Genomic DNA, 26325 nt, shown 5'->3' with positions numbered 1-26325 from the left:
CACCATGTTCGACTTTCTGATTCATGGCTTCGGTGTTGCCTTGACCCCCATGAACCTGGGACTGGCCTTCCTCGGTGCCCTGCTCGGCACCCTGTTCGGCTCCCTGCCGGGCATCGGGCCCATCAATGGCATCGCCATCCTGATGCCCTTGGCCTATACCCTGGGACTGCCGGCGGAATCGGCGCTGATCCTGCTCGCCGGGATCTACACCGGCTCGGAATACGGCGGCCGCATGTCGAGCATTCTGCTCAACGTGCCGGGCGACGCCGGTGCGGTCATGAGTACCCTCGATGGCCACCCGCTGGCCAAGAAGGGCCTGGCCGGACCGGCACTCGGGCTGTCGGCGGTCAGTTCCTTCGTCGGCGCCACCATCGCCATCATCGGCCTTACCCTGTTCGCCCCGCTGCTGGCGGAAGTGGCCGTGATGTTCGGCCCCGCCGAGTTCTTCGCCCTGATGGTGTTCGCCTTCGCGTCCATGTCGGTGATGATGGGCAAGGATCCGCTCAAGACCGCCATCGGCGCGATACTGGGCATCCTCATCGGCACCGTCGGCGTCGACTCGGGTACCGGCGTGATGCGCTACACCTTCGGCATGGCCGAGCTCTACGACGGCATCGACTTCGTGGTGATGATCATCGGGCTGTTCGCCATCAGCGAAATCCTGCTGATGCTCGAACATGGTAACCGGCGCGATGGCCAGGACGACGGCATCCCGCCGCTGGGGCGCGTCTTCGTCAGCCTCAAGGAAATCCTCGCCTGCAAGGGCGCCATGGGTCGCTCGGGCCTGCTGGGCTTCATCATCGGCGTGTTGCCCGGCACCGGCGCCTCGGTGGCCAGCGCGGTGGCCTACACCACCGAGAAGCGTATCTCCGACAAGGACGACACCTTCGGCCAGGGCGACATGCGCGGTCTGGCAGCACCGGAGGCCGCCAACAACGCCTCGGCGGCGGGCTCCTTCGTGCCCATGCTGACGCTCGGCATTCCCGGTTCCGGCACTACCGCGGTACTGCTCGGCGCCCTGATGCTCTACAACATCACCCCAGGCCCGATGATGTTCACCGAACGCCCCGAGGTGGCCGGCGGTCTGATCGCCTCGCTGTACATCGGCAACGTGGTCCTGCTGGCACTGAACCTGCCGTTGGCCGGCCTGTTCGCCCGGGTGCTGACCATTCCGCGCTGGGTGCTGGTACCGGGCATCGCCCTGCTCGCCTTCGTCGGCGTCTATCAGTTGCACTCCGATCTGACCGCTATCTACCTGATGCTGATCATCGGCATTCTCGGCTACCTGCTGCGCAAGCTCGGCATCTCTCTGGCACCGGTGATTCTCGGCTATGTCCTCGGAGGGCTGATGGAGCAGAACCTGCGCCGAGCGCTTTCGATCAGTGGCGGCGACATCGACATCCTCTGGCAATCCGGTATCTCGGTGGGGCTCTGGATCGCGGCCGCCGCCCTGCTGATCCTGCCCTGGGTGTTGCCGGCCGCCAAGGCCAGGCTGGCACGCGGGTGAGCATCGCCCTCCGCCTCAGTGGCACGGGCTCGTCAGGGAACGACGGCGAGCCCACCACCCGCAGCCCCCAAGGAACGGAGATCGCAACGTGCTGAGCGGGACTCTCGCCAACGGATGGAAAGCGACACGACGCCTGCTGCCGACCCTGCTGCTCGGCCTGGTCGGCGGCGCCCTCGCCTACGGGGCGGGGCTTCCGCTGCCATGGTTGCTGGGCGCCATGCTCGTCACCACGGCCGCCAGTCTGACGGGCGTACGCCTGCGTTCGCCGGGCGGCTCCCGCCAGGTGGTGCTGGTCATCATCGGCGTGATGCTGGGCACCGCCTTCTCGCCCGGTATGTCCGGCGACCTGCTCCACTGGGGCGCCAGCCTGATCATCATGCTGCTGGCCACGGCCGTGATGATGGCCATTTCGGTGAGCTTCTCGCGCCGCGTGGCCGGCTACTCGGCGGATACCGCCCTCTATGCGGGGGTTCCCGGTGGCGTCTCGGCGGTGACCCTGATGGCCATGAACTCGCGCGCCGACCTGCGCATCGTCGGCATGACCCACGCCGTGCGCATCCTGATACTCCTGCTCGCCATCCCGCCGATATTGCAGGGCATCGGCCATGTCAGCCTGCAACCCGGCACTCGAGATCTCGCCCAGTGGCTGTGGCTACCCTCGCTGGGCGAGACCGGCTGGCTCATCGCCGCTGGCGTGGGCGGAAGCTGGCTGGGCCGTCGACTGAGACTGCCCAACGCCCTGCTGTTCGGCCCCGCCCTGGTATCGGCAGCCCTGCATATCACCGGCATGAGCCAGGCAGCGATACCACCGACGGTCATGGCGCTGGCCCAGGTCGTGATCGGCGTGTCCGTCGGCGTGCGCTTCGCCGGCACCTCCCTGCGCGAGATGGGCCGCAACCTGCTGATGGCCGCACTCCAGGCAGTCATGCTGCTGCTGGTCGCCGTGCTCGCCGCCTGGGGCGCCCACGAACTCACCGGCTATTCACCGGCAGCGGCCCTGCTCGCCTACATGCCGGGCGGTGCGCCCGAGCTGAGCCTGGTCGCGCTGTCGTTGAACATCGACCCGGCCTTCGTCACCTCGCACCACCTATTGCGCATCTCGGTGCTAATACTGGCCATGCCGGTGTTGCTGAACTACTACAAGAAGCGGAGTGCTTAGGCGGACTGATTACAACGAAACAGCCCCAGCAGTCATGAAAGTCAGTCACTTAACATCTGCAAAGGCTGGTCAACAGAAGTGGCACCTCCGCTCATATATAGCTTCCTATATACATCACAGCTTTCGATAAGCTCACCATGAGTACCACTCGAAACGATCTCTCCTTGGTCAAGGACCAATATCTTATCAGCATTGATTATCGTTGAAAGCCTGTGTGCAATGACGATGGTGGTTTTCCCTTCAGAAACAATATTTATATTCTCGGATACCGTCTTCTCAGTATGCATATCCAACGAAGATGTCGCCTCATCAAAGATCAGGACTTTAGGGTCTTTCAAAATAGCCCTTGCAATACCTACACGCTGGCGCTGCCCTCCAGATAACCGCATACCACGGTCTCCAACCATCGTATCCACGCCATTAGGAAGTGCATCCACAAAACCATCCAGGTCGACTGCTTTTAGGGCGCTCACCAACCTCGCATCTTCAACACACTCTCCAAAATCAAGATTGAATCTCAACGTATCATTAAACAGGACAACATCTTGAGAAACCATCCCAACAAACCGCCTTACAGCATCCCGGGGAAAACCTTCTACATTCCTACCCCCTAACAATATATTACCGCTAGAGACATCATAATACCTCATTATAAGTTTTGATATGGTAGACTTTCCTGCCCCCGAAGCTCCTACAAAGGCGTAAGCCTTACCCTCTGGAACCGTAAATGACACGTCATTGAGAACAGGTTCCTCTCCTTCCTCATAGCAAAAACACACATTGTCAAAGGATATTGACGGCGACTCTAATATAACTTCACCCCTACCATCATCCGATCTTTGCGTTTCAGAGGGAATCGACATGACTTTATCTAACTGCTCTATATCAACAGCACTCTCCTTAACTTGACGATACGCGTAAGCCAACCTTCTCAGCGGCATAATGAGCTGGATTGTCAACACATTGATCATGACAAATGCACCAAGGGTAAGCGCATCATTCTTGAGGAAATTAAAAGAAATAAAAAGCATAGGAATCAGTGCGCCGCCTATTGCAAGCATCTGCATAGACCCTATAAAAGCCGACCATCTAAAAAACTTATAACAATAATTCTCAAAAACCGCCATATGAGATAGATATCTCTTCTTGAAGCTATCCTCCACATTAAAAGACTTAATTGTTTCTTCAGAAGAAAGAATCTCCCCCAGAACCTGATGCGTTTTATTATTTTCTTCTGTGAACCCCCTTTGCCATGGCCGGATCATTTCCGAGCCGACAATGGCCACAACAACAAAGACAACAACAGATGCTATCAAGATAGCCAGAACAGAACCAGGAAACAACATATAAACAATTAACGAAACCAAGAAAAACTCTAGCACAACGGGCACAATCGTTTCCAAAGAGACTGATATTATCTCGTGAACACCAGACCTGGCCTTGGAAATAATTTCAGACAACGAGTGTTTATCCTTCCCTAAAAAGAAGGAGCTTGGCAGCCTTATGATATGATCGAACGCCTTCTCCGCGAGACTTCTTTGGGCCGACAGCGTCAAATTAGTAAAGACAGCCTTCCAGAGCTCATCGATGACCCTTGCAACAAGAAAGCAGACTCCATACACAAGAATAATGGTTTCGGTTGAAAACCCTAACAACCCACCACCTTCCCCCACAATACTATCAATCAACTCCATGTACAGGAACGGCTGAGCAACCGTCAACACTGAACTAACAATGGACATCAAAGCCAATACAACAAAAAGCGACCTAACCCTCTTGCCACTTTTTGAGAAATCCATAACCCTAAAGAAGCGCCGAATATCCTCCAGGAACCCACCCATATATCAAAACTCCCTTTACACCTTCTCCTGGCTCCTTTCATACGCCAACCCAGGCAACATTCATCTTATACGCTCACAAGAAAACTCTCCTTGATGAAATAGTTAAAAATTATTTCTAACTATTGATGATTCTCGACCACCAAAGGATCTCTATGCTCGAGCGTTAAAGGAATAATCACCGTTATCGAAAAAGTTCACCATCTCATTGGCGTCCACAATCATGATAGCCTAGGCGTCCCAAGCCATTGTCAGGACGGGCCATGTCATCCACCGCTGAACAACCGCTCTCGGTCGAGGCGCTCAACCGCAACGCTCGCCAGCTTCTCGAAAGCGGGATCGGTGAGATCTGGGTGGAAGCCGAGCTGTCCGGTGTCTCGCGGCCGGCTTCGGGGCATGTCTACTTCACGCTCAAGGATGAACACGCCCAGTTGCGTTGCGCGCTGTTCCGCACCCGCGCCCGCTTCGTGACCGCGCCGATGCGCGATGGCGACCGGGTCAAGGTGCGCGGTCGAGTGTCGCTGTTCGAGCCCCGCGGCAATTTCCAGCTCATCGCCGAGGCCGTGCAACCGGCCGGCGAGGGGGAATTGCTGGCAGCCTTCGAACGCCTCAAGGCCAAGCTGGATGCCGAGGGCGTGTTCGCCAATGCCCGTCCCCTGCCCTTTCCGCCCCGGCATCTGTTGGTGCTCACTTCCCCCACCGGTGCGGCGATTCGCGATGTACTCGCGGTACTCGCCGCGCGCTGGCCACTGTCTCAGGTCACCTTGATTCCCGTGCCGGTCCAGGGCCGCGAGGCAGCGCCGGCGCTGATCGCCGCCCTCGGGCTGCTCAATCGCCAGTCGATTCTGGACCCGGAGCGCGATGCCATCCTGATCACCCGGGGCGGCGGCAGCCTCGAGGATCTCTGGGCCTTCAACGACGAGCACCTGGCCCGAGCCATTTTCCACTCTCGTCTGCCGGTCATGTCGGCGGTGGGCCATGAGGTCGATGTCACCCTGGCGGATTTCGCCGCCGACAGTCGCGCGCCCACACCATCGGCAGCCGCCGAACGGCTGGTGCCGGATGCCGCCGCCCTGCGCCAGCGTCTGGTCCAGCTCGAGGAACGCTTGATCCGCTCTCAGCGGGCCCGCCTGGACACCCAGGGCCAGCGGCTCGATCACCTGAGAGCGAGGCTGCGTCATCCCGGCGAGGTGCTTGCCTATCGCCGCCGACAGCTCGAGCAACTGGAAGGTCGCCTGCACCGCGCCATGAACGCTGGACTGGCCGAACGGCGGGAACGCGAACGCCATCTGCGTCAGCGCCTGACGCTGCGTTCGCCACAAAGGCAGGTGGAGCAGGCCGAGCAACGCCTGACGCTGGCTGCCCGGCGGCTCCAGCAAAGCATGCCCCGAGCACTGGCGCGCCACCGCGAGCGCCTCGCCGCCGTGTCACGGGAGCTGCAGGCAGTCAGCCCCCTGGCGATACTCGGCCGCGGCTATGCGATTCTCGAGAGCCCCGAAGGTCGCGTGATCAAGCGAACCGGAGACACCCGGCCCGGCGAACGGCTCGAGGCCAGGCTGGGCGAGGGCCAACTGACACTCGAGGTCTTGCCACCATCGAGCGAATCACCTGCCGGTCAAGGATAGAGGGGCCGGGCTCTTTCCTTGAGCCCGTTTTCATCGAGCCCGTTCATCGGGCTTCACGCACGCTGGCTGTGGTCGGCGTTCGGCTTGAAGGTCGAGGGTTCGAGTTCGTGGCGGGCCAGCAACTTGTAGAAGTCGGTCCGGTTGCGGCCGGCGATCCGCGCCGCCTGAGTGACATTGCCTTCGGTGATCTTGAGCACCTTGATCAGATAACTGCGCTCGAACCCGGCCCGGGCGTCATTGAAGGTCGGCAGGGCGTTCTCCTCGGCCACCAGCGCCTGGGCCACCAGCGCTTCGGGGATGATCGGCGAGCTGGTCAGGGCCACGCACTGCTCCACCACGTTGACCAACTGACGCACATTGCCCGGCCAGGCGCTCGAGGCCAGCAGGTTGATGGCCTCCTTGGAGAAGCCCTTGACGAAGGGCTTGTGGCGTTCGGCGGCCTGGGTCACCAGATACTTGGCGAGCAGCGGCACGTCCTCGGCACGTTCCTTGAGCGGCGGCAGCTTCAGGTTGACCACGTTGAGACGATAGAAGAGATCTTCGCGGAATTCTCCGTCGTGCATGGCCTGCCCCAGGTCGCGATGGGTCGCCGAAATCAGCCGCACGTCCACCGGTACCGAGGCGGTCGAGCCGAGGGGACGAATCTGGCGCTCCTGCAAGGCGCGCAGCAGCTTGACCTGCAGGGCCAGCGGCATATCGCCGATCTCGTCGAGAAACAGGGTGCCGCCGTCGGCGGCCTGGAACAGGCCCCGGTGGTCACTGATCGCCCCGGTGAAGGCGCCCTTGGCATGGCCGAACAACTCGCTTTCGAGAAGTTGCTCGGGCAGTGCACCGCAGTTGATGGCGATGAAGGGCTTGTCGGCACGCCGGCTGGCCTTGTGGATGGCGCCGGCCAGCAGTTCCTTGCCGGAACCGGAGGGCCCGGTGACCAGCACGCTGACATCGGAGCTCGCCACCATCCTGGCCTGCTCGAGGATGCGCTCCATCTCCGGACTGCGGGTGATGATCGCTTCGCGCCAGCTGTCGTCCTCGCCGGACGCCGCCGAGGTGTGGGCCAGAGCGTCGTCGATGGTGGAGAACAGTTCGTCCCGATCCACCGGCTTGGTAAGAAAGCCGAAGACCCCCTGGCGCGTGGCGCTGACGGCATCGGGAATCGAGCCATGGGCAGTGAGGATGATCACCGGCAAGCCGGGCAGGCGCCGCTGAATTTCCTGGAACAACGCCAGACCGTCCATCTCGTCCATGCGCATGTCGGAAAGCACCAGATCCGGCCGGCCGGTATCCAGGTGCTTGAGCGCCTCCCGGCCACTCTCGGCGGTGGTCACGCGGTATCCACGGCTCTCCAGCCGCATTCCCAGCAGCTTCAGCAGGCTGACGTCATCGTCCACCAGCAGGATATGGGCCGTCTGGTCGGCATTGGCTTGAGAGTGTCCGGTCGAGATCATGTCGTGTCTCCGCGTCATTCGGTCCGCTGTCGCGAATTGATGTTTCGCTCGATATCGGTCAAGGCATCGAGCTTCTGCGTCAATGCCTCCTTTTCCTCCACCAGGGCGGTACGTGCCTGCTCGCTGTCGGTCAGGCGGCCTTGTTGATCGCGACGCCTTTCTATCTCGTTGAGCCAGTAGCGCAGCAGTGGTTGCAAGCGCGGCGGTGCCGCGTGCAGGTCAGCCTTGAACAATTCGGAGGCCTGTTTCCATTGCGATGGTGGCCCCCAGGACAGCACCACGGCCCTGGCCAGGCGCGCCTCGGTCCGGGAACCGGCGAGTCGCTCGCGCATGCGTGCACGCCACTCGTCATCGCCCCGCTGCGAGGCCAGGCCGAAGGCCACCCAGTCATGCAACAGGCAGGCGTCGTCGGCGAAGCCAGGCACTTCGGCGTAGCAGCTCTCTATTTCGTCCTTGGCCACGGCGTCGACCCCCGCTGTCGTAGTAGTCCGGGACTGTTCGGGCAGCCATTGACAACCCGCCAACCAGGCCGCAGCCAGGCAGACGATCAGGGCTCGTGCATTCATATCATCCGTTCCTTGCGTCTGTTCCCGTCAGTGCGGGTAATGTTTCTGTTTCATCGTCATCCATGACAGGCAGTGTCAGGCGGAAACACACCGATAGCCGATCCTCGACCAGCTCCAGCGTGCCCTGTTGCAAACGCGCGCAGTCGGCGGCCACCGAGAGGCCGATACCGGATCCCTTCAGCGCCCCCTTGCGACGGATACGCCCTTGATAGAAGGCCTCGAAGAGGTGCTCACGGTCTTCGTCGGGAATCGACTCGCCGCTGTTGGCGACCTCGAGAACCAGCGAGGACGGGGTGGTACGAGCGCGAATCTCCAGTTCACCGCCATCCTCGCCATAGGCCACGGCATTGGAAATGAGGTTATCGAGGATCCTGCCCGTCGCAATGCGATCGATTCGCCAGGACACGGGACCATCAAAGCACTCGACCCGCATCTCCTTCTGCTGCAATGCCAGCCGATGCTTGGCCAGCACTTCCTTGGCAACCGTTGCCAGATCAAGACGTTCGAGTTCGAGGCGCCGGTTGTGCTGCAGCAGGTTATAGTCGAGCAGTTGCTCGATGAGATGCTGCAGCTCGCTGCCGCTGGCATCGATCAGCTCGAGTATCTCGCGCTGATGCTGAGTGAGTTCACCGGCCACGCCATCGGTGAGCAGCGCCGAGCCTTCGCGCACGCTCGCCAGGGGCGTTTTCAGCTCATGGGACATGTGACGCAGAAACTGCTGCTTCTGTTCCTCCAACTCGTCGAGCCGGGAAGAAAGCCAGTCCAGGCGCTCATCCAGTCGCACCAGTTCGGCGGGTCCCTGTACGGGTGCCGTGCTCTGCTGCTGGCTACCGCTGCCGATGCCCAGGATGTGCCGCTCGAGCTGGCGGATCGGACGGATGATCAGGCGCGTGAACAGCAGCATCAACAGCAGGCTGGCCGACACCAGGGCTGCCGTCTGCCACCACAGGCGCGTCTGTACCGACTCGGCCCGGGCACGAATGTCGTCAAGCCGCTCGTCGATACGTCGATTGGTGGCCTGCCGCATGGCCTCTGTATGCTGGGCGAACGGCAGGAAAGCCGAGAGTCGCTCCTTCAACTGCTCGACAGGCAGGTCGGGCAGTTCGGCGAGTTCGTCCAGTTGCTCGCTGAGTGCCGCGACATCCGGATCATCGGGTAGCAACTCACGCTGCCTGGCCAGCAGGCGACGAAATTCCGCCAGGCGTTCGTCGTAGATATCAAGCAGGCTCTCCTGCTCGACCACCGCATACTGGCGGGCGGAACGTTCCAGCTCCAGCGCCAGAGCGCCCAGGGTACGGGCACGGCGGGTTTCCTCCACCGCCTGGCGGGCACTGACATCGGCCAGACGCGACAATTCGGAAAGCGCCTGGCCGGCCTGGAACATCAACACGGCCAGCGGCAGCATCACCATGAGAAAGGCCAGCAACACCAGCTGCAGCAGAGAGCGTGGGCGCCAGCGACGGGAAACGGCTGAAGTCATTGCCAGCGTTCTATAGAAAAAAGTGAAAGGAAGCACCATCGCTCTTGCTCGAGAATACCAGAGTTTCGCCGGCCAGCCTGCAATACATCCCTTACGGATAATCACGCACGAACATGCGCAGCAAAAAAAAGGCCGGCAGAGCCGGCCCAATACGCAGGGAACTGAAGGGTTGGAAAGCCGCTCGATCGACTGGCCTGGTCCCGTCCGTCGATCGACTCTCCATGGGCCTGGGAAGACCCTCGAAGCCACCCGATATCCGTCTGCCACCAGGGGCCGGTCATCAGGTGCCGGGTGGCGAACCACCCCGCTTCGATCCTGGCACCGTCGCTTCACGGAGCGCCGGTGCGCAATTCGTCCCCCATCTCGGGGGAGAGGCGTCCATGCCAGAGCATCCTTGCCCTTTTCGGTACACGTCCATGACGTTGTCGGTACCGTCTCATCGCAACCTAAAGTCACACATCGCTGGAGCAGACGTTGGTCGCTTCGAGGCCGGGCGCACAGGGCAGTGTTGTCGCATGCCTCGCGGCGACCGGAGAATGATTCGAGCCGTATGAATCGTTCTCCGTTTGCTCACCCTGTGTATTGCCATATGCATGCCACAAAAACAAAAACCTTTTTCATTCAACCAGTTATACAGACAGCTTTATGTGACATGTCCCCCGTTCAGCGATATGGGCGTCAACGGACACCGAAAAACGTCGCCACATTGCGACGCAATTCGACCACATGACAAAAAACCACTGAAAAACAGAAAGTTAAAATGTCGCCATAAGGCGACATTTTAGTTTTTGCAGAACCAGGACAGGGTGCCGCCGCCCTCAGACGAGCGGCTTGATCAACACCTTCGACTGCCTGGCATGATTGTAGGTATCACGCTTGAGGGGAGGCAGGTCGGAGAGGTCGGCGGCGCCGAAGCCATGTTCGAAGAACCAGTGCGACGTATGGGTGGTCAGGGCGAACAGCGAGTCCAGTCCCAGCCGACGGGCACGACGCTCCACCTCGCCCAGCAGCAGATCGCCTCGGGCACCGCCACGATAGTCGACATGCACTGCCACGCAGGCGAGTTCTCCCATGCTGGCATCGGGGAAGGGATGCAGGGCAGCACAACCGATGACCATGCCGTCGCGTTCGATGACGACATAATCGTCGATCTCGTACTCCAGCCGTTCCCTGGAGCGTGGCACCAGCATGCCGCGACGCTCCAGCGGTTCGAGCAGTTCCAGCAAGCCACCGACATCCGCGACCTCGGCGGCACGCAACTGCTCATAGCGGTGCCGGGAGATCATGGTGCCCACGCCGTCACGGGTGAACAGCTCTCCGAGCAAGGCATCGTGATCACGCCACGACAGCAGATGAGTACGCGCCACGCCATGTCGGGCGGCGGCGCAGGCCGCTCCCAGATGGCGATGGGCTTCGTCACCGGGCGAGGTCTCGTCGAGCCACCCACTCGCCTCATCCGGTGTCAACTGACGCTGTAGCTGCCCCTGGGCATCGAACAGGCCCTTGGCCTCGCCGAGCAGAATCAGCTTGTCGGCGGCCAGCGCCGTCGCCACCTTCTGGGCAACTTCGGCAGCGTCGAGATCGAAGACTTCACCGGTACTGGAATAGCCCAGTGGTGGCAGCAGCACCAGGGAGCCCTGTTCCAGCAGGCCACTGATCGCCGTCTCGCGAACCCGGCGCACCTCGCCGCTACGCGCGAAATCGACACCGTCGCGCACACCCAGCGGCTTGGCCATCACCAGGTTGCCGGATACGGCCGTCATCTCGACACCGTGCAACGGCGAGTTGGGCAACCCCAGAGACAACCGTGCCTCCAGCCACAGGCGCTGCTCGGCAGCGACCCGCTCGACCCGCTCCATGATCGCATCGTCGGCCACCCAGCGCCCGTGATGGCGGCGCGGCGTGATCGACGCCGCCTCGAGGGCGGCATTGACCTGAGGGCGAATCCCCAGCACCACCACCAGACGAACGCCCAGGGTGTGCAACAGCGCCAGATCCTGGATGAGCTGTTCGCCGCGTCCCTCGGACACCGCCTCGCCCTCGATCAGGATGACGAAGGTACGTCCTCGATGCGCATTGATGTAGGGAGAGGAATTGCGAAACCAATCAACGAAGGGGAAACGAGTATCCAAGGCCGCGCTCCGGCAGCAGGTGAAAGTAAACGCGAACCTTGACTATATCAGACCCATGAAAACGGCGGCACCACGGCGGGCCACGAACCTCGGGCTACGAGCCGGGAACCAGGCATCTTCCAATGGCGGCTACTGTCCGGTGAGTTCGCCTCTCGAAACTCGAAGTTCGGCCGACCTGAGCGCGAGGGATTGGCGTGGCGAGCGAAGGTAGGCTGGCCGCCACCGGAACACGAGAACTACAGTTTACATGAGCGTAAATGAGGGTCCCGAGTGCCGCTGGCGGCCAGGATGTCGAGCGCAGCAGCTAATCACCGCGCTTCAGCTGAACATTCCCTTGAACATGAAGAAGAACATGATCGCCAGCGCCGCGCCCGCCGGCAGCGTGATCAGCCAGGACATCACGATGGTGCCGATCACGCGCAGGTTGAGCGCCGCCATGCCGCGTGCCAGGCCCACACCGAGCACCGCACCGACCAGGGTGTGAGTGGTGGAGATCGGCAGGCCGGTACCCGAGGCCAGCACCACGGTGGTGGCGGCAGCCAGGGTCGCGGCGAATCCACGGCTCGGCGTCAGTTCGGTGATGCCGGTACCCACGGTGGCGATGACCTTGTGGCCATAGGTCACCAGGCCGACGACGATGCCGCCACCGCCGAGGATCAGCACCCACCAGGGCACCAGGGCTTCGCCGCCGACATTGCCGCCACTTTCCACGACGCTGATCACCGCGGCCAGGGGGCCGACGGCGTTGGCCACGTCATTGGAACCGTGGGCGAAGGCCATGGCGCAGGCGGTGAACAGCATCAGCACGCCGAAGACGCGCTCCACGCCACCGAAGCCGAAGGTATCGTCCTGGCGCTTGCCGGCGCCCACGCGACGCTCCCGCAGTATCCCCAGCCCCATCAGGGCCAGTCCCAGCAGAATGGAATACAGCAGGCTGGCACCGAAACCTAGCTCGAGGCCGACATGCTTGAGCCCCTTGGTGAAGGTCACCATGGCGACGATGAAGCCGACCAGGAAGACATACATCGGTACATAGCGCTTGGCGGCCGCGAAGGGATCGCGGTTCTCGAAGATCAGGTGCTGGACGGACCTGAACAACATGAAGGCAATGGAGCCGGACATCAGCGGCGAGACCACCCAACTGGCAGCGATCTGGCCGACCTGGGACCAGTCAATGGCCTCGAGGCCCAACCCGGCCATGGCGAAGCCGACGATGGCACCGACGATGGAATGGGTGGTGGAAACCGGCCAGCCACGCATAGAAGCGATCATCAACCAGGTCGCCGCCGCCAGCAAGGCGGCCAGCATGCCGTAGACCAGCAACTGGGGATCGCTCTGCAGCATGGCCGGGTCAATGATGCCCTTGCGGATGGTATCGGTGACCTCGCCGCCGGCCAGCCAGGCACCGAGGAACTCGAAGATCACGGCGATGATGATCGCCTGCTTGATGGTAATTGCCTTGGACCCCACCGAGGTGCCCATGGCGTTGGCCACGTCGTTGGCCCCTACGCCCCAGGCCATGAAGAGGCCGAATAGACAGGCAAGAATGATGAAGATGTCGCCATGTTGCGCGATGATCGACATAGGACGATGTCCCTTCTGCGGTCAGTAAGAGTGGCGGATAGTGCTCGGGAGAGATCCCGATCAATTGGCCGTCATGATCTGAAGGCGACTGCCGACACGCTCGGCGCGGTCAGACAGTTCACCGACCCAGTCGATGATCTTGTAGAGGAACATCACTTCCACCGGTGGCAGGCTGTCCTCCAGTGCGAACAACTGGCGGCGGATGGCGATTTGCTGGTTATCGGCCTGCTGCTCCAGGGTGTGAAGCTCGCGAATCAGGTTCTGCATGACGTCGGAGACGTTGCGCCCGAAGCCGGACTCGAGCAGATCCTTGAGCTCTTCCAGCGCCTGGCGCGCCTGACCCACGCAGGCCACGGAGGTCTGCATGTAATCGCGCATGGGGCCGGCCAGCGCTTCCGGCACCTGCATGCTGCGGCCCAGCATGATGCCGGTGATGTCGCGAACCTTGTTGGCGATCTTGTCCTGGACGCTGATCAAATCCAGCAGGTCAGAACGAGAGACCGGCAGGAACATGGTGTTGGGGAGATTGAGGCGCAGCTCGGTCTTGAGCTCGTCGGCTTCGTGCTCGAGACGCGTGATGGTCTCGCGGTGAACGCCGGCTTCCTGCCAGTCGCCATTGAGCGTGGCTTCGAAGAATGGCAGCAGTTGCTCCGCACAATCATTGACCTTGACGATATGCGCCAGCAACGGCTGGAATGGCGAACGGCCAAACATCGCGGAAAAAGGATTGGATGTCACCATGGGCATCTGAACACTTGGAAAATGGCGGCGTTAGTATAGTGACTGACCATCCATGCGTCATGAAAAATTAACCTCTCTTTCATTTCATCGATACGAGGCAAGCCGGTCATGGCAAGCGAAATCGAACTCAAGCTGGCCCTCGGCGAGTCGGGGCCGGATGCCCTGCGCCGCCATCCACGACTCGCCGCCCTGCCTTCGCGGGTCAGCCAGTTGGGCAATACCTATTTCGACACCCCCGAGGGCGATCTGGAAGCCGCACGCAGCGCCCTGCGCCTGCGCCGTGATGGCGAGCGGCTGCTGCAGACCGTGAAGACCCGGGGCCAGGGCGGAGGCGGCCTCTCGAGCCGGGGCGAATGGGAATGGCCGGTAGAAGGCCCGGGGCTGGATCATGAAGGACTCGCCGAGATTCCCCCCATGGCCGAATTCGGCCAGGACATCCTGGCACGCCTCGAGCCGCGTTTCGTCACCGACTTCACCCGCGAGACCTGGCTGGTGGAAGACGGCGATGCCGTCATCGAAGTGGCGCTGGATAGCGGCGAGATCCGGGCAGGCCAGCGAACGGCCAGGATCCGCGAGCTGGAACTCGAGCTCAAGCAAGGAGCGGAGAACGCCCTGCATGCACTCGCCGCCACCCTCGCCGAACACGTCCCCCTGCGCCCTTCGGACACCAGCAAGGCGGCCCGGGGCGGCGCCCTGCTCCTCGGGCAGTGGCAGCTGCCCGAAGGCGGCAGCCCCGCTGCCTGGCTGCATCGCGCCAGCGTCGCCCTGGATGCCCTGAGCGATACCGGCGACCCGACCTGGCGCCGCGAAGCACAAGCCGCCTTTCAATGTCTGGCGGAACTGGGCGATGATACCGCGAGCGACGCCCGCTGGCTGGCCAAGGCCCTGGACGACGATGCCTGGCTGAACGAAGCCTTCGGCATGCATGCGCTGTCCCTGTCACGCCGTTTGCCAGGAGACGCCGCCCTCAACTGAGTCTCAACGACAAGGACGACGCCCACCGTGAACAGCCTCAAGCCTGCCTCGGAAGGTCTGCGTACCCGAATCTTCCAGCTCATCTTCGAATCCGACACGCCCTTGGCCAAGGCCTTCGATATCGCCTTGATCGGAGTGATTCTGGGCAGCGTGCTGGTGGTGATGCTGGAGAGTGTCGCGCCGCTGCGCGAGCGCTATGGCAGTTGGTTCTACTGGCTGGAATGGGGCTTCACCCTGATCTTCACCTTCGAGCTGGCGGTGCGCCTCTACTGCCTGGAGCGCCCCTGGAAGTACCTGCGCAGCTTCTACGGCATCATCGACCTGCTGGCCATCCTGCCCACCTGGCTGGCACTGATGCTGCCAGGGGCGCAATCCCTGGTGGTGGTGCGTCTGCTGCGCGTTCTGCGCATCTTCCGTGTGCTGCGCCTGATGGAGTTCATCGGTGAGGGGCGCCTGCTGCTCGACGCCCTGAAGCGCAGTGCCCGACAGATATTCCTGTTCCTGTTCACCGTCTGCATGCTGATCACCATCTTTGCCTCGCTGGTCTACCTGATCGAGCCGGCCGAGGCCGGCTTCACCAGCATTCCCAAGGCGATCTACTGGGCGGCGGTCACCCTGACCACCGTCGGCTACGGCGACATCACACCGGTGACGCCGTTGGGCCAGACCATTTCGGTGATGATGATGCTGACCGGCTACTCGATCATCGCCGTGCCCACCGGCGTCTTCTCCGCCGAGGTGATCCGCTCGATTCGCGCCGACCGCTACTCCGACGAGGCCTGCCCCGGCTGTGGGCACGATCGGCACGAGAAGCGCGCCAGCTACTGCCTGCACTGCGGCACCTGGCTGGACGAAGAGACACCGGACCCGAGAGCCGAAAACGACGATGCGCCTCATGGCGACAAGCCATGAGGCGCACCTTACAGAGCCAGCGGGTCTATGATCACTCAGTTTCGAGTGGCGCATCCCAGGCGTCGAGTTCGGCTTCGCTCCAGTCGCCATAGCCGGCGTTGGGGAAGACGATCCAGTCGTCGCCGAATCGCTCGGCGTTCTCCTCGACCAGGCGACGCTGCCCTTCGAGATCGGCATCGGCGAATTTGCCGGAGAAGTCATGCAGCGAGTCGCCGAGCTGCATCACCAGGGTGTGGTTCTCGACGACCTCGGCCCGACGCTCCGCCTTGGGCGGCCCGAGCAGCATGACGCTGTCTTTCGATACCTGGGGCAGCTCCAGGGCTTCGAGGCTCGCGATGGTATCGGCCTCGTTCTCCTGGTAGCGGTCGGAAACATAGAAGATATCCACGCCCTGCTCGTCGGCGAACTCGAGGAAGTCCGCAGCGCCGGGAATCAGGCGCGGCTCTCCCTCACGCTCCCAATGCTTCCAGGTATCCCAGGTGGTGTAGTCATGGCATGCCTGCATGTCGCGGGCCAGCAGGGCGCTATTATCGAGCACCGTCTCGTCCAGATCGGTGATGATCGCCAGGTTTGCGCCCTCTTCATGATCGGCGATGGCCTGCTCGAGGCGCAGAGTGGCCAGAGCAAAGCCCTGACGCTGCAAGGCAGCGACCTCGGCGGAACGCTGCTGATAGCGAAGCCCCATGGAATAGGCAGCCTGGGCACAGATGGCCTCGCCATCGGTCGCCGCGTCGGAGGCGGCACTGGCAACTGGCGCCGCACCGGCGAACAGGGCGGCGGCGAGCAGTGTATTGCGGCCGAACAGCATCATGAACATCTCCTGCTTGGGTGATCTCGAACAGCGCTGCCTGATTCTCCGGGCAGCTCGATCACGCTTTGTTATCGAAAAAAGACCGAATGATCATATTTTATTTTTATTGGACGTTCAAATTAGAACTACAGGGAGATGAGAATACCGCCACCCGCAAGGATGGCCACTACCGCCCAGGCGGGCAGCTTCCATACGCCGAGCAGGAGAAAGCCGGTCAGCGCCAGGGCGAACTCGCGGGGGCCGAGAATGGCACTGGTCCAGACCGGTTGATAGAGGGCAGCCCCCAGGACGCCCACCACGGCGGCATTGGCGCCGCGCATCAGCGCCTGGGCGCTGTCCCAGCGACGGAATCGATTCCAATGCGGCAGCACCGCCACCAACAGCAGCATCCCGGGCAGGAAGATCATCACCAGTGCCAGGGCCGCACCGAACAGGCTGCCGCCGAGCGGCGTCATCACCGCTCCCAGGTAGGAGGAAAAGGTGAACAGCGGCCCCGGCACGGCCTGGGCGGCGCCATAACCTGTCAGGAACTCGTCCGCACTGACCCAGCCGGATTGCACCACTTCGGCCTCCAGCAGCGGCAACACCACATGCCCGCCGCCGAACACCAGGGCCCCGGCACGATAGAAGGCATCCATGACCGCCAGGGTCGCGGAGGGACTGGCCCAGGCCAGCAGCGGCAAGCCGAGCAGCAGGATGACGAAGACGCCCCCCGCCAGATAGCCGGCACGGGCCGAGACGGGTAACGCCAGTTCGTGTACGTCGGCCTCGGCGTGAGATCGACACAACATCATCCCTGCCAGAGCGCCGATCACGATGGCCATGACCTGCCCCAGCGGCCCGTTGACCAGCACCACGGTGAACACAGCGGCCAGGGCGATGCCGGCGCGCCGGCGGTCGGGGCACAGGCTACGCGCCATGCCCCATACGGCGTGGGCGACGATAGCCACGGCCGTCACCTTGAGACCGTGAATGATGCCCTGGCTGACGGGCCCATCAAGCTTGGCGGCGCCCATGGCGAACAGCACCAGCACAATGGCCGAGGGCAGCGTAAAAGCCGTCCAGGCCGCCGCGGCTCCCCACGGCCCGGCCCGCATCAGGCCAAGGGTAAAGCCAACCTGACTGCTGGCCGGCCCCGGCAGGAACTGACACAGCGCCACCAGGTCAGCATAGGTCCGCTCGGTGAGCCAGCGGCGACGTTCCACGAATTCGGAGCGAAAATAGCCAAGATGGGCGATAGGGCCGCCGAAAGACGTCAGGCCCAGCAACAGAAAGGCGATGAAAACTTCCTTGATACGCTCGACAGAGCGTGAGGCATCCGACATCGAAAGGGCTCCTGTGTCTCTTCACGGCGCGGATAGGCCTCCCGGCCTCGACGGCAGATCGCTGCCCTGGCCGTCAACATGCCCATGATCGTTCACGAAAATCGATAGCGGATTTTCGTATCATCGGAGCAAACGTATCCCGCAATACCGGTTCATCCGCCTCCATGGCGTTGCCAACGGGCTACTCCACAGACGACAGAAACGCAGACGATTGATATCAAGGAAATGTTGCAGGCCGATAAAGCGAGGACAAAGGACTGATGATAGAAGGCACGATGCTATTGCTCGCCACCGGGCTCGGGCTGGGTTGGCTGCCCTGGGCACCGGGAACTTTTGGCTCGCTGCTCGGCATTCCCCTGGCCTGGTGGCTGCTCGGCCGCCCTCTTCCCACACAGCTCATCACTCTCGTCCTGCTGCTGGCCATTGGCGTACCGCTCTGCCACTGGGCCTCGATATGGCTTGGCGGGGGCGACGCCTCGGCGATCGTCGCCGATGAGATTCTGGCCTTTCCGATCGTTCTGCTGGGCCTTGCAGCGGCACGCCGCCCCTGGATGATCGGGGTGGCATTCGCGCTGTATCGGCTGTTCGATATCACCAAGCCCCCGCCCATCGGCCACGTCGAAGCCATCGGCGGAGGGCTGGGGATCATGCTGGATGATGTCGTGGCGGCCCTGTATGCCTGGCTGGTGCTCGCCGTGACGATCGCACTATGGCGGCGCCACGCCCGGAATGATCATTCAGGTCCCATGTAAAGGCCGCTCGACCATTCCGGAACCTGGGCGCGGCTCACTCTTGACGACAGGTTCCACCGCTGCGCTCCGGCCAGCTCACGCAATCACCGACTTCGATTCCCTTGGCCTCGAAGTAACCGGCATTGACCTCCAGGGCGGCGTGATAGGGCTGAGAGGGGCGCGTCACCGGGCAGTCACTCGGGGAAGCCGAACGGCAGGGCTGCATGTGACGGATGTCGTTGATACGCCCCTCGGCATCGAGAAAGGCGACATCCAGGGCAATACGCGTGCGGTACATCCAGAAGCCGTTCGCCGCGGGCTGGACAGCGTCATAGAGGAACAGCATGCCGGCGTCCTCGGCCAGCGTATCGCGCTCCATCAACCCCTGGTTGCGTTCGGCGGTCGAGCTGGCCAGCTCCACCGTCAAGCGATGTGGCCCTTGTGCGCTATGAACCGTCAGCGTCGTGGTGGGCAACGTCATAGCGGGCAATGTCGAGGCCTGGACATCAGGTTGCCACAGGCTCAGCAACGGCAAGAGCGCCATGCCCTGCAGCAGGTGGCGACGGGTCGGGTTCATGAGGGCCCCCTCGATGGCTGGGATACGAACGCTCGGGCAGTACACAACGCCTTGCCCGCCGGTTCCGGTTGGATCAAGTGACGCCATGCTCCAGAAGGCATCACTGTAGCCGACGGCACGGTTATCTGGAAGATACGTCAGCTCCGTCCTACAGCCGGCCCCCCTCTTACCCGCCCATTGAGCACAGGCCACCCGACACCTGCATCACCCAGTCGCGAATGGCGAGGATAGTAGGATCATTGCGGCGGCTCTCGGGGTAGACCAGATAGAACGGCTTGCCTTCCAGTTCCGGCCCGAAGGGCTGTACCAATCGCCCTTCCGCCAGTTCGTCGTCGATCAGTGGACGGCTCATCAGCGCGACGCCCTCGCCGCCCACCGCAGCGGAGATGGCGTGGGTTTCATCGGAAAACACCAGGCCAGCGCCTACATCGAGGTCCGCCACACAGGCCCGCCTTTGCCAGCCGGCCCAGTCCAGCGGCGCTATCGAGACACCCTGAGGGCGAAAGTGGATCAGCGGTTGTGACGGCAGTTCCGTCACATCGTTCAGAGCCAGATGCGGACTGCAGGCCGGAATGAAGGTGTTATCGAAGAGCTTCTCCGCCACCAGCCCCGGCCAGTGGCCGTCGCCGTAGCGGATGGCCAGGTCAGCCGTCACGCCATCCAGCGCGACGGGGTCGTGGGAGGCATGGATACGCAGATCGATGTCCGGATACGCATCGCGCAGCATGCATACCCAGGGCAACAGCCAGCGCGCCGCGACCGCCGGCGTCGTCGAGAGCGTCGCCGCCTGACGAGCCGGCACCGTCTTCAGCCGTTCGACGACCTCGCCGATACCGTCGAAAGCGGACTCCAGGACCCGGAACAACTCATCCCCTTGCCGGGTAAGCACCAGTTGCCGGGGCTTGCGAACGAACAGGGTCACGCCGAGTGATTCTTCCAGCCCGCGGATGTGGTGGCTGATGGCCGTGGCGGTCACCGACAGCTCCTGCGCTGCCTGTTTGGCGCTCTCGTGGCGAGCGGCCGCTTCGAATGCCCTCAAGGAGGACAGGGAGGGTAATCGACGAGGACTCATGACTGAATTCAGCTCATCTCAACGCGCAAGAAAAGATCGTTTGTTGCCCACATGCCGTGATTCTAGGCTGACCTGGCTACTGAAGGATACCTGAAACAGACTCACACTAAGGAGCAGCACCCATGACTCATATCCTGCACCTCGACGCCAGCGCTCGCCCCGGCCGTGCCGGCACCGACGAACACGGCTCCATCAGCCGCCGACTGACGCACCGATTCGCCACCGGCTGGACAAGCCGGCACGCGCACGACACCGTCACTTACCGGGATATCGGCGCCGCCCCGCCCTCCTTCATCGACCAGCCATGGATTCAATCCGCCTTTACTCCAGCGGCGCAACGCTCATCCTGGATGGCGGAGGTGCTGGCCGAAAGCGACCAGATGGTGGACGAACTGATCGCGGCCGACATCCTGGTCATCGGGGCTCCGCTCTATAACTTCGGCATGCCGGCAACACTGAAGGCCTGGGTGGATCAGGTCGTGCGCCTGGGCCGCACGGTGGACTACGACCCGAGCCAGCCGGAAGATCCGTTCATCCCGCTGCTGGCCGAACGCCCTCGTCACGCCGTCATCCTGTCGTCCCGGGGGGAAGGCGGTCTCGGTCCAGGCGGCCCCCTGGCCCACATGAATCACCTGGAACCCAGCCTGACCACGGTATTGGAGTTCATCGGCATCACCCGGATCCACCGGATCGCCGTCGAGCATCAGGAAACCGGAGGAAAATTGCTGGCAGACTCCATCGACGCGGCGGAGCATCAGGTGGACGCTTTGATCGCGCACCTCGCGCCGGCGTTGCACACGGCAGAGCAAGAAGAACCGGCCTGAGAGGCACCAGGCCGGCCTTGGTCGGAAAAGCCGGCGAGCAAAGGTCCGGCAAGGTCTAGGTTTGTTCGGCGGTACGCCCCAGGATCGACATCAAATCGATACTGTTCTCGCGGGGACGAAGGTCGAGCAAGGCCTCGAGGCTGTGCAGATGCTCGTGGATGCAGGTGCGCGCGGCCTCGCCGTCTCCCTTGCCGAGCCGGTCGAGCAGGCGCGGGTGGTCGTTTTCCAGATAGCAGGATGCCAGGCTCGGACGCTTGTAGAGCGCGATGACGATGGAAGTGCGCAGCACCAGGTCGGTGAGCATCGCGCCCAGCACCCGGTTGGGCGAGTGCTCGGCCAGCAGGTGGTGGATCGTCAGGGAATGCTCGATCCGCGCCGGCTCGTCGCCGCGTTCATAGGCCTCGGTTTCCTGCCGCGCCTGGGTTTCCAGGGTCGCCATGATCTCGTCATCGAGTTGTCCGGCCAACTGCGCGACGACTTCCCCCTCGACCAGACGACGCGCCTCGAAGGTCTCGCGGGTTTCCTCGATGCTCGGCGCACGCACCCGAGCCACCTGGTTGGGCCGTTGGTCGACGACATGCTCGGAAGCCAGGCGCGTCAACGCCTTGCGCACGACCGAGCGGCTGACACCGAACACCTCGCCCAGCGTCACCTCGGGCAGTTTGGTATCCGGCGGCAGACGCTGCATCAAGACCGCGCGTCTGACCTTCTCGACGATATCCTGGTCGCTGATGCGACCGCCGGCCTTGACCTCGGCCAGCATCTCCTTGTGCCAGGCGTTATTCATGGATTGTCTCTCCGGGATTGTTTGTCGAGACCTTCGCATGTTTCACGCTAGCTGGCCACAGTCGACCCCAGCTTTGTATACAGTTTTCCGTCATTCAGCCGGCACCGTGGTCATCGCCCACATCGAGGATCTTCAGGGTATTGGTGCCACCGTGGGCATTCATGTGATCGCCCCGGGTGAGGATCACATGGTCGCCCGGCTCGGCAATGCCCTGGGCCACCAGACGCTCCAGCGCGCGATCGTTGAGCTCGCCGGCGGTCATCTCGCTGGTGTCGAAGGGCAGGGAGATCACCCCACGATACAACGCCATGCGCCGCTGGGCGACGGGGTTGTGGGCCAGCCCGACGATCGGCAGCCCCGAGCGGATCCGTGAGGCGATCAGCGGCGTGTAGCCGGTGGCCGTCATGCAGGCGATGGCCGCCACCCCGGCGAGGTGGTTGGCGGCGTACATCGCCGACAGGGCGATGGTCTCGTCGATCCGCGAGAAGCCCTCGTGGATGCGGTGCCCGGATTCCTGGGCGATGCGCTCGCGCTCGGCGCCCAGGCAGACCCGCGCCATGGCCTCGATGGTTTCCACCGGGAAATCGCCGGCGGCAGTCTCGGCGGAGAGCATCACCGCATCGGTGGCATCGAGCACGGCATTAGCCACGTCGAACACCTCGGCACGGGTCGGCAGCGGCGCCTCGATCATCGATTCCATCATCTGGGTGGCGGTGATCACCGCGCGGTTGTGGCTGCGCGCATGCTTGATGATGCGCTTCTGGGTGCCGATCAGGGCCTCGTCGCCGATCTCCACGCCGAGATCGCCGCGCGCCACCATCACCGCCTCGCTGGCCTCGATGATGCCGTCCAGGGTGGCGTCGTCGGCCACCGCCTCGGCACGCTCGAGCTTGGCCACCAGGCCGATCTCGGCGCCGGCGCTGCCGAGCAGTGCCCGAGCCTCGTGCATGTCGGCGGCGCTGCGCGGGAAGGACACCGCCAGGTAGTCGACGCCGATGTCGATGGCGGTCGCCAGGTCGGCCTTGTCCTTGTCGGTCAGTGCCGGGGCGGAGAGGCCGCCGCCCTGCTTGTTGATGCCCTTGTTGTTGGAGAGCCGGCCGCCCTGGACCACGGTGGTGTGGATCTCGCTGCCGGCCACACGGGTGACGTCGACCACCAGGCGGCCGTCGTCGAGCAGCAGGCGATCGCCGGGGGCGACATCGTCGGCCAGGGCCTTGTAGTCGCAGCCGACCCGGCCGGCGTCGCCGGCCTCGCCATCCAGGGCGACGTCGAGCACGAAGGCCTGGCCCTGCTCGAGTTCCACGGCGCCGTCACGGAAGCGGGCGATGCGGATCTTGGGGCCCTGCAGATCGCCCAGGGCGGCCACGCTGCGGCCGAGTCGGGTGGCGATCTCGCGCACCTCGACGAGCCGGCGCCGATGGTCGTCGGCCGAGCCGTGGGAGAAGTTGAGGCGTACCACATCGACGCCGGCGGCGATCATCCGTTCGAGCACGCCGGGCCGGTCGCTGGCCGGCCCGAGGGTGGCGACGATCTTGGTGCGGCGAATCGGCTCGTGGATCGGAGCATGGGGGGGCAGCGTCATGAGGTCCTCGGCAATACCAGAATGGCACGAAAGTCGTTGACGTTGGTGCGCGTCGGACCGGTAACGATCAGGTCATCCAGCGCATCAAAGAAAGTATAGGCGTCATTACGTGACAGATAGTCGTCCGGATCAAGACCGAGTTTGAGCATGCGCTCCCAGCAGGCTGGCCCGAAGATGGCGCCAGCGTTGTCCTCGGAGCCATCGATGCCATCGGTGTCGATGGCCAGGGCGTGAATGCCCGGCGCGCCCTTGAGGGTCGAGAAAAGCCCCAGCAGGTATTCGACATTGCGCCCGCCGCGGCCGTCACCACGGACGGTCACGCTGGTCTCGCCGCCGGACAGGATCAGCAACGGCCGGGTCAGGCCATCCTGCGCGGACAGCGCCATCCGCCCCTGGGCCCGCCCCAGTTCGCGGGCCTCGCCTTCCAGATCGTCACCCAGCAGGCGCACCTCGATGCCCTCGGCCTCGGCGGCCACCTGACCGGCGGCCAGGGCATCCCGGGCCCGGGCGAGGATCTCGCTTTCGTCCCGGGAAAAGTCTGCATCACCGGCACGGGGCGCCTCGCCGGGCGCTTCCAGGTGCCGACGCACGTCGGGCGATATCTCGATGCCGTGTCGTTCGAGAATCGCCAGGGCATCGGCCGGCGTGGTGGCATCGGGCAGGGTCGGGCCGGAAGCGATCAGCGAAGCTTCGTCACCGGGCACGTCCGAGATGAGCCAGGTCAGCACGCGCGCCGGATGCGCGGTGGCGGCCAGGCGCCCACCCTTGATGGCGGACAGGTGGCGACGCACCGTGTTGATCTCACGGATCGGCGCGCCACAGCGCAGCAATGCCTTGTTGAGGGCCTGCTTTTCGTCCAGGCCGACCCCGGGTGCCGGCAGGGTCATCAACGCCGAACCGCCTCCGGAGATCAGCGCGATCACCAGGTCGTCCTCGCCGAGCCCCTCGACGGACTCGAGCATGCGGCGCGCGGCGCGTTCGCTCAGGTCGTCGGGCATCGGGTGGGATGCCTCCAGCACCTCGATATGGCGGCATTCGGCGCCCTGCCCTTGTGGACCATGGCCATAGCGAGTGACCACCAGGCCCTCGAGCGGCGCCTCGGGATAACGGCTCTGCCAGGCACGTTCCAGGGCCGCCGCCATGGCGGCAGCGGCCTTGCCGGCCCCCACCACCAGAGTGCGGCCGGCCGGCGGTGTCGGCAGCTTGTCGGGCAACAGCGAATCCGGATGCACGGCTTCAACGGCGGTCTCGCCGAGGCGAACGAGCCAACTGCGCACGGCCTCGGGCCGATCGGAGGAAAGCAGCGGGGAAAGGGCATTCATCAGAGGGTCTCCTTCACGCAGGAAAGTACTGCATAAATCGGCGGACGCCGTTCTCGTCGCAACCGCTCCGCTCGCTGACTTTCACGGTTACCATGCGGATGGCGGGAGGTACACCGGGACTTATGCAGTACGTCCCAAAAAAGGGCCCGGTGACCAGGGGTGCTTCAGGGGAAGTCCGTCACCGGGCAATGGCCGTGTAACCGGCCTGGCAGACGACGACCCGACGCCTACCATTAGGGAGCAGTCATCTCCCCTGTCCCCCGCCGGCCACCACGACGGCCGGCGGGAAGAACTCAGCGGCTACCGACTTCGTGGTCGGCGAGCCGTTCGAGAGCACGCAGGATGCCGGCGTGATCCCAGTCGGCGCCACCGTTCGCGGCGCAGGCCTGGAACAACTGCTGGGCATTGGCAGTACCGGGCAGGGCCAGGTCGAGGCTGCGCGCGCCTTCGAGCGCCAGGTTGAGATCCTTCTGGTGCAGCTTGATCTTGAAACCCGGATCGAAGGTGCGGTCGATCATCCGCTGGCCGTGCACGTCGAGAATCTTCGACTGGGCCAGGCCGCCGAGCAGCGATTCGCGCACCTTGGACACGTCGGCACCGGCCTTGGAAGCGAACAACAGGCCCTCGGACACCGCCTCGATGGTCAGCGCCACGACGATCTGGTTGGCCACCTTGCAGGTCTGGCCGGCACCGTGCCCACCGATGTGGGTGATGGTCTTGCCCATGATCTCGAGCAGCGGGTTGGCACGCTCGAAACCTTCCTGGGTAGCGCCGACCATGATGGTCAGGGCAGCATTGATCGCACCGCCCTCGCCGCCGGACACCGGCGCGTCGACATATTCGCCGCCGGCATCGTGGATGCGCTTGGCGAATTCCTGGGTGGCCAGCGGTGCGATGGAACTCATGTCGATCACCAGGGTGCCGGGCTTGAGCCCTTCGATGACACCACCTTCGCCGAACAGCACCTCTTCGACATCGGGGGTATCCGGCACCATGGTGATGACCACCTCGGCCCCTTCGGCAACCGCCTTGGGATTGTCGAGCTCCTTCATCCCCTTGGAGGCCAGGGTCTCGTCCAGGCTGCCGCGCTTGACGGTGGTCAGCTCATGGCCGGCGTCCAGCAGGTGGCCCGCCATGGGACGCCCCATGATGCCAAGGCCAATAAAACCGATCTTGCTCATGATATTTCTCCTGTCACGTAACCAAAGTGTCGTTGGATCCGAGGCTTCAAAGGGATGAGCGCCGGGGACAAGACAAAGCGAGGGTCCTTTGCCATGGATGGCAAAGGTAGCGCCCATGGAGGGGTTCACAGCGCCCTCGCGATGTCTTG

General features: G+C 63.2%; 22 protein-coding genes. 7 read left to right on the top strand and 15 right to left on the bottom strand.

What is annotated here, in order from left to right; genetic code table 11:
• Positions 1–4 precede the first annotated feature (4 nt).
• On the top strand, positions 5–1507 hold the full coding sequence (locus HELO_RS03285) for a tripartite tricarboxylate transporter permease (protein ID WP_013331379.1): 1503 nt from the start codon (positions 5–7) through the stop codon (positions 1505–1507).
• Between the two features lie 88 nt (positions 1508–1595).
• Positions 1596–2666, top strand: coding sequence for an AbrB family transcriptional regulator (locus HELO_RS03280; protein ID WP_013331378.1), 1071 nt, complete (start codon positions 1596–1598; stop codon positions 2664–2666).
• A gap of 41 nt (positions 2667–2707) precedes the next feature.
• Here the strand turns inward: HELO_RS03280 and HELO_RS03275 are convergent, their stop codons facing one another.
• On the bottom strand, positions 2708–4507 hold the full coding sequence (locus tag HELO_RS03275; RefSeq protein ID WP_041601876.1) for an ABC transporter ATP-binding protein: 1800 nt from the start codon (positions 4505–4507) through the stop codon (positions 2708–2710).
• A gap of 260 nt (positions 4508–4767) precedes the next feature.
• Between HELO_RS03275 and xseA the strand changes: the two genes are divergently transcribed.
• Positions 4768–6129 carry an exodeoxyribonuclease VII large subunit gene (gene xseA / locus HELO_RS03270; RefSeq protein ID WP_013331377.1) on the top strand — a complete coding sequence of 454 codons (1362 nt, stop codon included), beginning with the start codon at positions 4768–4770 and terminating at the stop codon, positions 6127–6129.
• Between the two features lie 53 nt (positions 6130–6182).
• Here the strand turns inward: xseA and glrR are convergent, their stop codons facing one another.
• The 6 genes from glrR to HELO_RS03240 all read right to left on the bottom strand — a co-directional run bounded on the left by glrR (position 6183) and on the right by HELO_RS03240 (position 14077).
• The gene (glrR, locus tag HELO_RS03265) at positions 6183–7574 is read right to left on the bottom strand and encodes a two-component system response regulator GlrR (protein ID WP_013331376.1); all 1392 of its coding nucleotides are present in this window, start codon (positions 7572–7574) and stop codon (positions 6183–6185) included.
• A 14-nt stretch (positions 7575–7588) separates the two neighbouring features.
• On the bottom strand, positions 7589–8140 hold the full coding sequence (locus HELO_RS03260; RefSeq protein WP_013331375.1) for a hypothetical protein: 552 nt from the start codon (positions 8138–8140) through the stop codon (positions 7589–7591).
• A 1-nt stretch (position 8141) separates the two neighbouring features.
• Positions 8142–9620, bottom strand: coding sequence for a sensor histidine kinase (locus tag HELO_RS03255; RefSeq protein ID WP_041601875.1), 1479 nt, complete (start codon positions 9618–9620; stop codon positions 8142–8144).
• Between the two features lie 818 nt (positions 9621–10438).
• Positions 10439–11752, bottom strand: coding sequence for an amino-acid N-acetyltransferase (gene argA / locus HELO_RS03250; protein WP_013331373.1), 1314 nt, complete (start codon positions 11750–11752; stop codon positions 10439–10441).
• Positions 11753–12070: 318 nt separating this feature from the next.
• Complete coding sequence (locus HELO_RS03245) at positions 12071–13336, bottom strand: inorganic phosphate transporter (protein WP_013331372.1); 1266 nt, start codon at positions 13334–13336, stop codon at positions 12071–12073.
• Positions 13337–13396: 60 nt separating this feature from the next.
• Complete coding sequence (locus HELO_RS03240) at positions 13397–14077, bottom strand: TIGR00153 family protein (RefSeq protein ID WP_041602377.1); 681 nt, start codon at positions 14075–14077, stop codon at positions 13397–13399.
• A gap of 108 nt (positions 14078–14185) precedes the next feature.
• On the opposite strand from HELO_RS03240, the gene HELO_RS03235 reads away from it, so the two are divergent.
• Together HELO_RS03235 and HELO_RS03230 are read left to right on the top strand one after the other, a co-directional pair.
• Positions 14186–15052 (top strand): CYTH domain-containing protein, encoded by an 867-nt coding sequence (locus HELO_RS03235; protein WP_013331370.1) that lies wholly within the window; start codon positions 14186–14188, stop codon positions 15050–15052.
• Positions 15053–15079: 27 nt separating this feature from the next.
• Positions 15080–15964, top strand: coding sequence for an ion transporter (locus tag HELO_RS03230; protein ID WP_013331369.1), 885 nt, complete (start codon positions 15080–15082; stop codon positions 15962–15964).
• Between the two features lie 31 nt (positions 15965–15995).
• Here the strand turns inward: HELO_RS03230 and HELO_RS03225 are convergent, their stop codons facing one another.
• Both HELO_RS03225 and chrA read right to left on the bottom strand, forming a co-directional pair.
• The gene (locus HELO_RS03225) at positions 15996–16775 is read right to left on the bottom strand and encodes a 5'-nucleotidase, lipoprotein e(P4) family (protein ID WP_013331368.1); all 780 of its coding nucleotides are present in this window, start codon (positions 16773–16775) and stop codon (positions 15996–15998) included.
• A gap of 125 nt (positions 16776–16900) precedes the next feature.
• Positions 16901–18100: a chromate efflux transporter gene (gene chrA / locus HELO_RS03220; protein WP_013331367.1), complete on the bottom strand. Its 1200-nt coding sequence runs from the start codon at positions 18098–18100 to the stop codon at positions 16901–16903.
• A 260-nt stretch (positions 18101–18360) separates the two neighbouring features.
• On the opposite strand from chrA, the gene HELO_RS03215 reads away from it, so the two are divergent.
• The gene (locus tag HELO_RS03215; RefSeq protein ID WP_013331366.1) at positions 18361–18852 is read left to right on the top strand and encodes a phosphatidylglycerophosphatase A family protein; all 492 of its coding nucleotides are present in this window, start codon (positions 18361–18363) and stop codon (positions 18850–18852) included.
• Positions 18853–18886: 34 nt separating this feature from the next.
• Here the strand turns inward: HELO_RS03215 and HELO_RS03210 are convergent, their stop codons facing one another.
• Positions 18887–19408, bottom strand: coding sequence for a DUF192 domain-containing protein (locus HELO_RS03210; protein ID WP_013331365.1), 522 nt, complete (start codon positions 19406–19408; stop codon positions 18887–18889).
• A gap of 166 nt (positions 19409–19574) precedes the next feature.
• Positions 19575–20480 (bottom strand): LysR substrate-binding domain-containing protein, encoded by a 906-nt coding sequence (locus HELO_RS03205; RefSeq protein ID WP_013331364.1) that lies wholly within the window; start codon positions 20478–20480, stop codon positions 19575–19577.
• Positions 20481–20602: 122 nt separating this feature from the next.
• On the opposite strand from HELO_RS03205, the gene HELO_RS03200 reads away from it, so the two are divergent.
• Positions 20603–21304 carry an FMN-dependent NADH-azoreductase gene (locus tag HELO_RS03200; RefSeq protein ID WP_013331363.1) on the top strand — a complete coding sequence of 234 codons (702 nt, stop codon included), beginning with the start codon at positions 20603–20605 and terminating at the stop codon, positions 21302–21304.
• 55 nt (positions 21305–21359) lie between these two features.
• On the opposite strand, the gene HELO_RS03195 is transcribed toward HELO_RS03200, so the two are convergent.
• The 4 genes from HELO_RS03195 to HELO_RS03180 form a co-directional block, all read right to left on the bottom strand.
• The gene (locus HELO_RS03195) at positions 21360–22091 is read right to left on the bottom strand and encodes a GntR family transcriptional regulator (RefSeq protein ID WP_013331362.1); all 732 of its coding nucleotides are present in this window, start codon (positions 22089–22091) and stop codon (positions 21360–21362) included.
• A gap of 94 nt (positions 22092–22185) precedes the next feature.
• Positions 22186–23673, bottom strand: coding sequence for a pyruvate kinase (gene pyk / locus HELO_RS03190; RefSeq protein WP_109637317.1), 1488 nt, complete (start codon positions 23671–23673; stop codon positions 22186–22188).
• A complete protein-coding gene (locus HELO_RS03185; RefSeq protein WP_013331360.1) occupies positions 23670–24995 on the bottom strand; it encodes a glycerate kinase type-2 family protein in 1326 nt (441 codons plus the stop codon). The genes pyk and HELO_RS03185 overlap by 4 nt, the downstream gene beginning before the upstream one ends.
• A 293-nt stretch (positions 24996–25288) precedes the next feature.
• Positions 25289–26176: a 2-hydroxy-3-oxopropionate reductase gene (locus HELO_RS03180; protein WP_013331359.1), complete on the bottom strand. Its 888-nt coding sequence runs from the start codon at positions 26174–26176 to the stop codon at positions 25289–25291.
• Positions 26177–26325 lie beyond the last annotated feature (149 nt).

Source organism: Halomonas elongata DSM 2581, assembly GCF_000196875.2.
Classification (GTDB): domain Bacteria; phylum Pseudomonadota; class Gammaproteobacteria; order Pseudomonadales; family Halomonadaceae; genus Halomonas; species Halomonas elongata.
The sequence above is the reverse complement of the archived record's forward strand: the minus strand, read 5'-3'. Positions and strand labels throughout refer to the sequence as shown.